The organism is Thermogemmatispora sp., from assembly GCF_019683635.1.
Lineage (GTDB): Bacteria > Chloroflexota > Ktedonobacteria > Ktedonobacterales > Ktedonobacteraceae > Thermogemmatispora.
The window spans coordinates 1-12,093 of the sequence record NZ_JADGIA010000165.1 but is presented as its reverse complement, the minus strand read 5'-3'; the positions used below and the strand labels follow the sequence as shown (position 1 = coordinate 12,093).

The following is a 12,093-nucleotide window of genomic DNA, read 5'->3' as shown; positions in this document are numbered from 1 at the left end:
GCTCCGCCAGGCCCTGCGCACGTTTGTTGGCGGGCGCATTGTAATTGCAGTAGCCGGTATCCCCTACCGTTGCCCTCCCGCCCCCCTGGAATTCACCTTCCTGCTTGATGACTGGCTTCGTCAGCATAGCCTCCGAGAGCACACCGTCATCGAGTACCTTTATCCCCTCCCGCGCATCTTTACCATCGAGCGGGTGGCAGATATGGTGGCACCTCTGCTGGAGGAGCGCGAGATCGCCACACGGGTCTTCTTTACGCCGGAGGCTGTCGATCAGCAACGCCGGGTGATTCGCTCACTGGAAGGAGAAGAGGTGCCCTTTGATCTGCTCATCCTGGTGCCTCCGCATCGCGGGGCGCAGGTCATCGAAGCGTCTGGCCTGGGAGATAGCCAGGGATGGATTCCAACTGATCGCCACACCCTGCGAGTCAAAGGGCAGGAGCATCTGTATGCCCTCGGAGATGCCACCGACCTGCCCGTACCTAAAAGCGGTTCAGCCGCCCATTTTGAAGCTCGCGTGTTGGCCAGGCGTCTTGTAGCGGAGATCCGTGGAGAGACGCTTGAAACCGAAGAAGGTCTCTACGATGGCGAGGTGATGTGTTTCCTGGAGACCGGAAACCGCCGGGCAACGCAACTGGTGTTTAACTATGAGCACCCGCCTGAACCCCCGCGCCCAAGCCTCTTCTACCATCTGGAGAAGCAGCTGCTGAACCATGCCTACTGGCACCTGATCCCCCAGGGTCTCCTTTAGGCCCGTGCAGTGGACCAGCCAGGTCAATCAGCAAGCAACGAGAGGCGGGCCACGTTTCCTGGCCCGCCTCTCATCGTACAGGCCAGACGTTCCTTCCTGTCAGTCGAGGTCAGCTCAGAGGAGTCCTGTCCAACCGACGGCCCCTGGCTCGTCAGATGTGGGCGGTTTCTGTTCCTCAGCCTGGCTGGTGTGTTCTTCTGAGCCATTACTCTCATGTAGCATCCCGGGGCGAACAATAAACAGGGGGAGCTTACTGCTCGCAAGCAATTGCTCAGTGACGCTGCCGAGCAGGAGACGGGACAGGCCACTGCGCCCGTGAGTGGCCAGCGCGATCAGATCGAACTGCTGAGTTTGGTTCTGCGCATCTTCAGCCGCAGCATGTTTGAGAATGGCTCCAGGGACATTGCTACTGGCGATCACCGCAGATGTGATCGTCACAGCAGGATCAGCCAGCTGCTCCTGGCGCACTCGTTCCATCACCCCCTCCAGATAGCTCCTGGCCTCCTCCTGGAGCTGCTCACGTGGGTCCGGGTCAGGTACAGGGAAATGCGGCCCCCCCAGCGTCCTGTAGCCAGGAACATCGATGACACTCAACAACTGCACCAGGCTCAGCTCAGGTGGAGCAAGCAGTGCCAGGAGCTGCAAGGCCGGTCTGAGGACAGCCTCCGCGGTCAGCGACCCATCCAGCGGAAGCAGCAACCGCAGCGGGCGTCCTGGCCGTGGCAAGGACAGTAGCGGCCCTTGCTCATGGAAGACCAGCAGGGGAGCCGGACTCCGCCTGACGGCTTGCTGTGCCAAGCTGCCCACCAGCCACCGTTTGATCCGACTGGCAGTGTGAGTACACAGAATGATGAGATCCATCTGCTCCAGGCGCGCTGCCGAAAACACCGTCGAGGCTGGGGGACCAAAAGCGACCTCCTGCTCGACGGGCAGGTGTTCAAGGGCCTGAGCATAGTTCTGGACAGTCTCGTTGAGGTAGCGCGTGGCACTGGCAAGCTCATGCTCTGCCAGGCTGCTGGAAGGATCAAACAGGGTACTGCTGTCGACGAGCGCACCCGGGGGAGGCCACTCAATGACGCGTAATACCGTCACCGATCCCTGGGCCGCACGAGCCAGATGCGCGGCGATCAACAAGGCTCGCTCAGCGGCGGGAGTGCCATCTAGAGGCACAAGAATGCGGCGAAACATTGGTATGCTGCTCCTTTCTGTACTGTGAAGCTAGCGGTGCTCAGCACTATCTTCTGCTCACGTATGCCACGGTGCAGCTCTAAACTTGCTTCGTAGCGTATCAGACGCGCTGGCTGCCTATCACTGATCAGCTGTCTGACTGTTTCCATGCCGGCTGTCTCCTCCTCGTTTCCGAGGATACCTGATCCTTCTCACGAAAGAGTTTCAGGGGCGCGTTCCTCTCTCTCAGACAGCTCTCTTGAGAGCAAGAGGGGAGCACAGAAAGAAGCCGTCATGCCACCCGGTGCAGCGAGCGCCATTGCTCAACCTGTAACCTGGCTGTGAAGGCAACAGAGCCTCCTGAGAGAGGCTCGTGAGCGAACCGTTCTAAGCTTTCATTAAGAAGAGAAAGCTACAGTCGGTTGTCAGAGAGATGCACTATGCAGCAGAACCGATACTATCAGGAAATCAAGACGATCCTATCGAGCGAGGAGGCCCCATGCCTCTCGCTCTATCTACCCACACCCAGCAAAGGTCAAGGCTATCGCCTTGGGCTACGGCAGCTGAAACACTTGCTCCAGGAGGCACGTGAGCGCCTGCTGCAGACGCAGCTGAGCCGGCCCGCGCAGCAGAGTCTACTCGCGCCCATCGAGGCCCTGCCTGCCGAGATCGCGCTGTGGAACACGGTTTCACCCGGGCTTGCGGTCTTCCGCTCGGCTACCCTCTATCGGACCTATCACCTCTCCTATGCCCCTCCCCCCCAGGTAGTGGTTGGAGAGCACTTTTTCATCAAGCCGCTATTACCACTGCTGAGCCACAACGAGCACTTCTATCTTCTCGTGCTGAGCCGAAAGCAGGTGCGGCTGCTGGTCTGCCATCCCTTCGGCCAGCACGAGGTGCCCTTACCCGAGAACGTCACCAGTCCTCCAGGCTCTTGGCGAGAGCGTTGGTCACGAGCCCATGCTCTCCAATATCATAGCGGTAGTCCACTGACTCGTCATGGAAAGCGCGGGGCCGTGATGTATCATGGCCAGGGAGCAGGCGAACAAGAGCAGCAGGCGGATGAATTACGTTATATCCGACAAATCGACCACGCGGTGCATGCCCTTCTGCGTAGCCAGCACGCACCGCTTGTGCTGGCCGCCGTCTCCTCACTGCAGGCGCTTTATCGCCATGTCAACACCTATCCGTTCCTTCTCAAGGAGGGCCTGGAGGGAAATTTTGATGAGGTGAGCGCGGCCTCACTCCGACAACGAGCCTGGCCACTGGTCGTCTCTGCCCTGCAAGAGATGCAGCAGGAGGCCCTGGCCCGCTTTCGCGAGCGTGAGGGCACAGGGCAAGCGTCTGGTGACCTGAGCGAGATCGCTCGGGCGGCCTGCGGTGGGCGCATCCAGCTTCTCTTCATCGCTGAAGAGGCCACCCTCTGGGGTCGATTGGACCCTGGGACACAGACCGTCGAAGCCCACGCCGAAGCCCAGCCCGACGATGAAGACCTGGTCGACCGACTGGCAGCGCAGACGATTCTCCACGATGGCCAGGTTTCCCTAGTCGCGCCAGCGCATATGCCAGCACCGGGCCCGCTGGCGGCCCTCTTCCGCTACTGAGCAGCCAGGGTATGCCCCGGCTGGCCGGACTGGCTATTGCCTTCCTGGGAGGGGAAAAGGGCCACATAGCCCGGCTGGCAGAATCCGCCGGTGCTGAGGCAGAGAGGGCCAGGGCGCCAGGAGAGGAAAGGAACCTGGAGGCAAGGAAGGCGCAGTCATAGAGCGGCGTGGCGGACTGAGAGATTCCTTGCCGCCCCTTGCATTCCCTCACTGAGCTGGTTCTTGACGGCGGTCGACCAGGAGGCGAGCTTCCAGACGTTGCAGCAGACGCATGCTGCGTACTCCTTCAACCACGAAGATGATCCGTTCGCAAAGCGTGGCATAGTGGGAGCTGATGCGCTTCAAGAGCAGGGCAAGGGCAGAAAGATAGGCGATCCAGCGCTGCCCCGGGGCGTTGGTTCCCGTAGAGGTGAGCGAGCCAGCCGGTGTCATCAGGAGCAGGCTGCGTTGCAATCTGGTAAGCTCATGCTGAAGACGGCGTTGTTGACGCCACAGGCGCTGCGCCCCCTGTGTATCCTGTTCTGCCAGAGCCAGGGCCACTGCCATCGCTGACGCACTCATCTGATGTCCAAAGCCCGCGAGTTGCTCCCCCTGCCTGGCAATGGTCTCCGGCCATTGCCTCTCCTCTCCATCGTCTTGACCGGCATGCCCTGCTGAAGTGCCAAGCCAGACGACAAGCCGGGCCAGCTCCTGGGCCTCCTCGCTCAGCAGGCGCAGCTCGCTGCCCAGCACAGGCAATGACACCAGGAAACGCCGCGTGCTTTCTGCCATTTCCTCCCCTTCGAGGAACAGGACATGGACTTCGTCCTCGATCGCGGCCTGCAGGCTGGTAATCGTCGGGTCAGACGGTAGAACGGTACGTGCCAGCTCCGGATCGAGCGCCTCTACGGCTTTCAGCGCGCGTGTCAGTCGCTCGCCTGCCAGGATGGCCAGACGTATCAGTTTGTCCTGAAGCTCCCGCAGGGAGCGGGAGCCATCTACCTCTCGTTCACACATGACTTCTCTCCTTCTCTCTGCTTCTCAACTGGCTCAGAGGCTCTGCCACTGCTCACCAGCGGGGGAGCACCTGGTCATTCTCCCATTGCCCTTGCTCATGATGAACATATACTCCCGGCATTTCACAAGACTTGCACAAGAACGGGCCCGTGCCTCACAGTACGTTCTCACTTCACCATCCTGGTCTCCTCTGGATATGCGCTTCCCGACCCGCTCTTCGCAGGCTGCTCTCCTGAGAGAGGTCAAGGGGGAAAAATCCAGCCCGTGGACATCCTTTCCTGCGGGGATCATCAGCAGAAAATGCTGAGCAGAGCTGACTCCCTTCCTTGGGAGTGAACCGTGATAAGGCGTGGGGGCCACAGTGAAGTACTTGTGAGCGGAACAGCCTATACTCCTCCTTTGAGGAAAGCAGCAACGGACTGCCAGCCCAGGAGCGAAACCGTTGTGCTCCCCATGACGTGAATAAGAGTTTACCCTGCCAGAGCACTTGCGAGCAGGCGAGTGCTGAAAACACAGGAGCCAGTGATCATGAAAGCCTTTGTGATGAAGGCCATCGGTCAAGTGGGCTTCATGGAGAAGCCCCTGCCTGAACCAGGCCCGAACGATGCCCTTGTGCGCACAACGCGAGCGCTCATCTGTACCTCGGACTCGCATACCGTGCGGGGAGCCATCGGCCCTCGCACCAATCTGACGCTCGGCCATGAGGCGGTGGGCATCGTGCACGCTGTTGGTAGCCAGGTGCGCCAGTTCCATCCAGGTGATCGTGTGGTCGTAGGAGCCATTACCCCAGATTGGGGTGATCTTGCCTCTCAGGCCGGCCATCCTTCTCAGTCAGGTGGACCATTGGGAGGATGGAAATTCTCCAATACCAAAGACGGCGTATTCGCAGAGTACTTTCACGTCAATGAGGCCGATGCCAATATGGCCCTGATCCCGGCTGATGTCTCCGACGAGATGGCAGTCTACTGCGCAGATATGCTCTCAACCGGCTTCATGGGAGCTGAACAGGGTCGGATTCCTCTTGGCGGGACAGTGGCCGTCTTTGGGCAGGGGCCAGTCGGGCTGATGGCTACTGCCGGCGCCAGATTGCTGGGAGCGGGCCTGATCATTGCTGTGGAGTCAGTGCCCCGGCGCCAGGAGCTGGCCCGCCACTACGGGGCAGATGTCATTGTCGACTTCTCCCGTGAGGACGTGGTCAAACGCATCCTGGAGCTGACCGATGGGCAAGGCGTGGATACGGCGATCGAAGCCCTGGGCAGTGATGCTACCTTCCAGAACGCCGTGAAAGTGACCAGAGCAGGCGGCACCATCTCAAACATCGGCTACCACGGACACGGCGAGTTTGTCCATATCCCGCGCCTGGACTGGGGGGTGGGCATGGCAGAAAAGACCATCACCACCGGGCTTTGCCCTGGCGGGCGCCTGCGCCTGGAGCGCCTGCTCCGCCTGCTGCAGCAGAAGCGCATTGATCCGACGCTGATGACCACCCACACCTTTCCGTTTGAAGAGATGGAGCGAGCCTTTGAGATGATGGACCAGAAGCGAGATGGCATCATCAAGCCGCTCATTGTCTTCGCTTGAGCTGAAGCTCTTGGCGGTGACAGGGCGGGAGTACAGACCCGCCCATGTAAGATCAGCAAGGAAGCTTTAACCAGGCTTGTGGCCGACAGCCTGCCCCTGCCCGGCAGAGGGGGGCCGCCGGCCTCTCTCTGCCAGCTCGCAGGTCAACAACAGTCTGACCGATGCCGCCCGCTTGATGGGCGATCATGGACGAAGCACGTTCCCTTCGTGGGTTGTAGCATCGCCCACTGCTGGGTTGTCGCGATCAGTGCCCTACGGAAGCTTAAACGTGGTCCCGCTGCGCGAGGCTGGCCGTTCCAGGCATGCGAGTGAGAGATGCTCATCGGTCTGTCTGATGGTCGCTCAAGGTCACAACCTTGCCGCTCTGATTCAGCGGCAGTGCAGCCAGGTTCTTGCACACGACCTCAATACTGGCAACGACTCCTGCTCTCAGAGCGTCTGCGAGGTCGAGAGAGGCCTCGCCTAGATATTCCTGCAACCGGGCTTCCTGACCGGATTCAACTTGCTCACAGAAGACAACACGGTGCAGTCGAGCTCTGCCGTGCTCCTGAGTCAAGGTAACCTGACAGCAGAAAGGCCCGGAGATGGCACGTTCAAGAGCTCGCTCGACCTGGTAGCTGTACAATTTTGTCCCGTCGCTCAGCGTCACGGAAGGTATCACGCGCCCGATGATATGGAGCGTAGGCAGAGAGAGATGATGGCAGAAGTCGCAGGCCGAGAGCACACGAACCATATCTCCGAGTCGATAGCGGATCAGCGGCGTCCCCTGCCTGTACAGTATGGTGACCACGAGCTCGCCAGAGAGCGCCGTCCGTGGATGCAAAGGAAGTGACTGCGCCTCATCCCCGCACAACCGCTCGAAGAAAAAATAGTCGGAGAGGAGCTTGTGGGCATGACACTGGCGACACTCAATCGCTAGGCTATCGGTTTCCGCCGCGCCATAGAGACTGATTACGGTTGCTTGCCAGGCACTGGCAAGATAGCTCCGTTGTCTCGTAGGAAGCTTTTCCCCCGAGACAATCAACGTTCGCACTGCGTATGTGGCTGCAGGTTGCTTGCCCTGCCTCACAATGGTTGCCGTCAAACGACAGAGGTTGCCAGGAGCTGCCATCAGCACAGTGGCATGGTGTCTCTGGGTCAAGTACCCCCGGCTAAACCCGGGGACTTGCATCTCCCTCCGAAGAGGGGACACGATAGGCCGCTTGACGAGACGGCCCACTCAGGAGAGCTCTGCCCTCCTGAGCAAGACAAATGAGGGCTAGGGCATCTTCGTCGCTCAGGTGAATGCCCAGGGGCAGCCCTGTGGCCCCAAGCTGAGCAACACTGTCTAGAAAGATGGAGCCGATAGACCAGATCCCGAATGGCTGGAGGATCGCAACCGTATCGCTTGGTCCAAGCCTGCCATCTCCAGGCATGTCGCGTTGGCCTTCACGGCGAGCAGCCAGTCTTCCAGTGTATAATAGAGGGACTTGGGCTCACCCAGGGTTCCCCTGCTGCAATAAATGCGCGTGATGTGAACATCGAACCGGTGGAAGTGGGCGCTGTACTGCCGGAGATGCCATTCCTCCAGGAAGGGCAGACGACGGAATTCACGATACTCGTTCAACCTGGAACGATCGACCGGGCAGCGTGCGAAATGATCTCGGTAAAAGGGTGAGTGCTCCCACAGGCCGTTGAGTTGGGCCTACAAGAGGTTGCCGGGAAAGGTCATGGGCTGTTGCCTCCTTTGGGAAGCCTGAAGCCGACGGAGCGTGGGAGAGATAAAGCGGGCAGAAAATCCCTTCCAGTGGACACAGGCAGCCTCTAGTAGCCAGAGGATTCCAGAGGGAAGCCGGGGGAGGGAGAGCACGTTTCTCTCCTGATCTCCCTCTGCTTCCACTCGGCCGCTAAGATCTCGAGTTGCCTGCCAGGCCTAGCCAGACAGGGGATCCTATCTTTAGACTGAACGAGGGAAGGCTCTTTTCCTGTTATCTCTTCACCTGCTATACTATATAGCACTGTTAGTCGAGATGAGAGGGCCGATGACAGCACCGCAATCCACTGATGAGGGAGTGGCACGTACCGACTATCCTCGCTGGTTTACCCCAGGGGTACGCGCTATTGGCCTAGCCAGTTTTCTGGCCGATGTAGGGCATGAAATCCCCACTGCCTTGCTTGCTTCCCTGGTGACGATTACTCTGGGTGCCCCAGCTTCTCTTTTGGGCTTCCTGGAAGGGCTGGCTGATGGTCTGGCCGGACTGGCTCGCTTCGTGGGAGGCCCGCTGGCTGATGCTCCTTCTTCCCGGCGCCGCACAGCGATTGGCGGCTATCTCTCCACCGCGCTGTTGAGTTCGCTCCTTGGGGCGGCAGGGGCTGTCTGGCAAGTCGCGCTCTTGCGCACAGCGGCCTGGTTCTCCCGGGGGCTGCGCGTGCCCGCCCGCAATGCGTTGCTGGCGGATATGGTCCCATCGGAAGTGTATGGACGCGCCTATGGGTTTGAGCGCATGATGGATAATCTGGGGGCGATTGGCGGCCCACTGCTTGCCCTCTGGCTGGTCACGCTTGTTGGCGTGCGTACAGCCATTCTTCTCTCGGCTCTTCCAGGGGTGCTGGCCGCGCTGGCGATCTTCTATGCCATTCGTCATCTCCCTCGCGCAACCAGCCGGGAGCGCACTCGCCTCAAGATCACCATCCGCCCCCTCCTGCGTGGCCAGTTAGGGCTGGTATTGCTTGGGGTCAGTTTCTTTGAAGCCAGCAATGCGGCGGCCACGCTGCTCATTCTGCGAGCGACGCAGCAGCTCGCTCCTGGCCTGGGTCTCCAGGTTGCGACGCAGATCGGGATCTTGCTCTACACAGGCTACAATGTAGCAGCCACGCTGGCCTCTCTCCCGGCGGGACGGCTTTCGGATAGCTTCGGACCGCTGCGCATCCTCCTGGCGGGTGTTTTTCTCTTCTTGCTTGCCTATCTCGGCTTTGCAGTCAACGTCCCTCATATCGCTCTGCTGGCATTCAGCTTCATCACTGCCGGGTTGGCTATCGGCTGTATTGAGACCAGCGAGCACGCGGCGGTGGCAACGCTTGCTCCTGCCGATGTGCGCGGTTCAGCTTTTGGACTCCTGGCAGCTATCCAAAGCTTTGGGAACCTCCTCGCAAGTGGTGCCGCCGGACTGCTTTGGAGCCTGATTTCTCCCACAGCAGCTTTCCTCTATCTGGCAATTTGGGCAGGGCTTGCATCACTCTTACTGGGCTTTTTACAGGTTCGGTGGGGAACAGCCAGAGCAATTCGATCCTAGCCGGCGCTAGCCCACCGACAGACCCTCGCCCTCTATTGCATTGTCCAACGACAAGGCCTTCTTCCTCTCTCCAGAAAAGAAGGGGGACCGCATGTCCCATTGAGCTGCTTACCCGCGTTCGTGCATGGAGCAACGTCCCCGACTCCTCTCTGGGAGAAGTGATCGTCTGCGCATCCTCTGAGCAGGGCTACGGCCCGCAGCGCTGCTCTCTTCCGCAGCCATCAGGCCTGTGACGCACTCGCTCTCCGGAAGCGAGTGTCTGCAGCACCTTCCTCTTCCAGGAAGCGATAGCCAACGCCGCGCACTGTCTGGATATAGAGCGGGTGGGATAAATCAGGCTCCAGCCTGGCCCGGAGCCGGTAGATCGCCGCGTCAACAAGACGCTCTTCCGCCGCCGTTTGTTTGCCCCAGAGGGCCAGGGCGATCTCTCCGCGCTGAAGCACGCTGCCGCGTCTCCTGATCAGATAGACTAACAGGTCGAACAGCAGGGTCGACAGATGGATCTCCTGCCCACCGCGGAAGACGCGTCGCCCGATGAGGTCAACGTGGAGATCAGCGACGGTGAGCGCCCGCAGCTGACGCTGGCGCGGAAAGACTGCCAGGGAAGGGCAACAGATCTGACAGCGCCGGAGGAGCACTTTGAGCTGAGCGCGGACCAGTGGCCACCAGAGTGGGGCCGCCAGATAGCCATCTGCACCTACCTCCAAAGCGATCACAGCATCCATGCTGTCGTACTGCCTGCCAACCAGAAGGATAGGCACCGCTTGCGTCGCTTCCCGACTTCGTAGTAAGCGACAGAGTTCCAGACCGTCTTTCCCACTCAGCGTGAGTTCTGCAATGACACCAAGCAAGGGATGCTGCTGAACGATCTGCCAGGCTTCGTCTCCGTCGTTGGCGGTCAGCAAGGGATAATGCTCCGCGCGCAGATGATCCCCGAGCAGCTGACTCAGCTGGGGATCACTGATTGCCAGGAGCAGCCGCGGCGGCTCCTCAGCGAGCACATGTCCGTCCCCCTCCTCTGGCCAGAGCGCTGTGGCAGAAGGCTGGAGGGGAACAGGCTCCATTGGTAGGAATGATCGAGGTCTCTGATCCATTGCTCTCCTCTCCCCACAGTCGTGCGAGTGATGGCACCTGTCGAGCACAGCCAGGCCGGTTCCCTCTCTAGCTCATCATCCATTGGCCAGTCAACCGGCCAGTCAGCCAGCCCGTCGGTCTGTCAGTCAGGAGCTAGCAGCCTCTGGCTGGTGCTCCTGGGCAGTCACCAGGAGCAGAAAAGCTTGCACTCGTTGTCGGAGCTCCTGGGCCACCGTCAGAAACACAGCCAGGCGTTCCTCTTCACTGCCCGCCACTTCGAGTGGATCAGGAATGCTCCAATGCAGCACCTGCGTAGCAGACGGGAAAGCAGGGCACTGCTCTCGCATGCGATCGCAGACCGTGATCACGTAGGCAAACGGCTGCCCGGCCTCCTCCGCCAGGACTTCCTCCAGCGAGCGGCTGCGCTGGTGACTGATATCCAGCCCCAGAAGAGCACCAGCCCGTACAGCCAGCGGGTGCACCGCTTGCGGCTGACTGCCAGCGCTTACAGGCCGTACTCGGCCATGACTCAATTGGCGCAGCCAGCCTTCAGCCAGCTGGGAACGGGCACTATTGTGTGTGCACAGCACGAGGACCCTCACGAGCCTGTCTGATCGCAGGCCAAAGCTGCCGGTATCAGCAGCTTTGATACCCGCGGCTGCGTGATTTCCCCAGTGCAAGAGCGGATGGAGCTGCTCTCCGGTGCGCCAGTAGGCCTGACTTACCTGCTCCAGATTGACGCTATAGTAGTGAACCCGCTCATCGGCGCTACTGGTTCGCTCTCTGACTAATCCGTGGCGGATCAGCTGCTGGAGATGATAGGAGACCAGGTTTTGTGGCAGCTCCAGCAGCCTGGCCAGCTCTTTGCCGTGATGATCGCTCCGTGCCAGCAGCCAGAGCAGGCGCCAGCGGACGTCGTGAGCGAGCAGCTTTAAGAAATCAGGCGGGGCTTTGGCCCCCAGAGCCAGTGGCATGGCTGTCACTCCTCGATCAGATAGTTCAAAAAATTTTGCTTCAATTATATCTGATCTTTCACGGAGAAGCAAGGGGAGAAGCCATCAGTGCACTGCTGCTCTGTGCTGTCAGAACGGCAGTCCTCTTAGAAAGTGGCCCATTGAAGCAGGGGCAGGGCAAGCTGCAACAGCTCCTTATCGAGAGTATAGAGCCTGTGAGAGGACACTGGCTAGTGAGACTGAGTGCACCTTCTGAGCTGATTCGTTTTCCTCCGCGCCGGGTTGGTAGAGAAGCCATCGCCAGCACTCCCCGACGCGGCGCGAGAGGGCGTCACGTCGGTAGCGATGGAGAGCAGAGCCGGTATTGCCCTCTTAATTTGTATCCCTGTCCCAAGCGATGAGCGTCTGCAGCAACTGCTGACAATCCACTACCCCTAGTGGCTGTCCCTGCTCATCAACCACCACCAGACGCACGGCCTCAGTTACGCTGGTAGCTGGCGTCACGCTGAAGAGCCTGGGACGAATTATTTGTCGAGCGAGCACGCTTTTCGAGCGACTCTGAAGCACCTCTTCCGGGCAAGCGAGACCAAAGCGCTGCGCGAGAGCTAGAAGAGGATTACGCCGCACAGGCAGTCTCTGGGACGCAAGCAAATCGCTGTCGCCAATCACTCCAATTGCGTTGCTTTACTCATTAACAA

Annotated in this window: 7 protein-coding genes and 1 pseudogene; 4 read left to right on the top strand and 4 right to left on the bottom strand. The window is 59.9% G+C overall.

The window, feature by feature from the left end:
* Positions 1–748, top strand: a pseudogene (locus IRZ31_RS16140) (NAD(P)/FAD-dependent oxidoreductase); the annotation flags it as partial.
* Positions 749–862: 114 nt separating this feature from the next.
* Here the strand turns inward: IRZ31_RS16140 and IRZ31_RS16135 are convergent.
* Complete coding sequence (locus IRZ31_RS16135; protein ID WP_297155462.1) at positions 863–1,936, bottom strand: universal stress protein; 1,074 nt, start codon at positions 1,934–1,936, stop codon at positions 863–865.
* 419 nt (positions 1,937–2,355) lie between these two features.
* On the opposite strand from IRZ31_RS16135, the gene IRZ31_RS16130 reads away from it, so the two are divergent.
* The gene (locus tag IRZ31_RS16130; protein WP_297155461.1) at positions 2,356–3,519 is read left to right on the top strand and encodes a hypothetical protein; all 1,164 of its coding nucleotides are present in this window, start codon (positions 2,356–2,358) and stop codon (positions 3,517–3,519) included.
* A 207-nt stretch (positions 3,520–3,726) separates the two neighbouring features.
* On the opposite strand, the gene IRZ31_RS16125 is transcribed toward IRZ31_RS16130, so the two are convergent.
* The gene (locus IRZ31_RS16125) at positions 3,727–4,515 is read right to left on the bottom strand and encodes a PhoU domain-containing protein (protein ID WP_297155459.1); all 789 of its coding nucleotides are present in this window, start codon (positions 4,513–4,515) and stop codon (positions 3,727–3,729) included.
* Positions 4,516–5,043: 528 nt separating this feature from the next.
* On the opposite strand from IRZ31_RS16125, the gene IRZ31_RS16120 reads away from it, so the two are divergent.
* Together IRZ31_RS16120 and IRZ31_RS16115 are read left to right on the top strand one after the other, a co-directional pair.
* On the top strand, positions 5,044–6,096 hold the full coding sequence (locus IRZ31_RS16120; protein ID WP_297155457.1) for an NAD(P)-dependent alcohol dehydrogenase: 1,053 nt from the start codon (positions 5,044–5,046) through the stop codon (positions 6,094–6,096).
* Positions 6,097–8,117: 2,021 nt separating this feature from the next.
* Positions 8,118–9,368: an MFS transporter gene (locus IRZ31_RS16115; RefSeq protein ID WP_297155455.1), complete on the top strand. Its 1,251-nt coding sequence runs from the start codon at positions 8,118–8,120 to the stop codon at positions 9,366–9,368.
* 221 nt (positions 9,369–9,589) lie between these two features.
* Here IRZ31_RS16115 and IRZ31_RS16110 read toward each other — a convergent pair whose 3' ends face one another.
* Both IRZ31_RS16110 and IRZ31_RS16105 read right to left on the bottom strand, forming a co-directional pair.
* The gene (locus tag IRZ31_RS16110; RefSeq protein WP_297155453.1) at positions 9,590–10,462 is read right to left on the bottom strand and encodes a response regulator transcription factor; all 873 of its coding nucleotides are present in this window, start codon (positions 10,460–10,462) and stop codon (positions 9,590–9,592) included.
* Between the two features lie 126 nt (positions 10,463–10,588).
* Entirely contained in the window at positions 10,589–11,416 is an 828-nt protein-coding gene (locus IRZ31_RS16105) for a helix-turn-helix domain-containing protein (RefSeq protein WP_297155451.1), read from the bottom strand.
* Between the last annotated feature and the right edge of the window lie 677 nt (positions 11,417–12,093).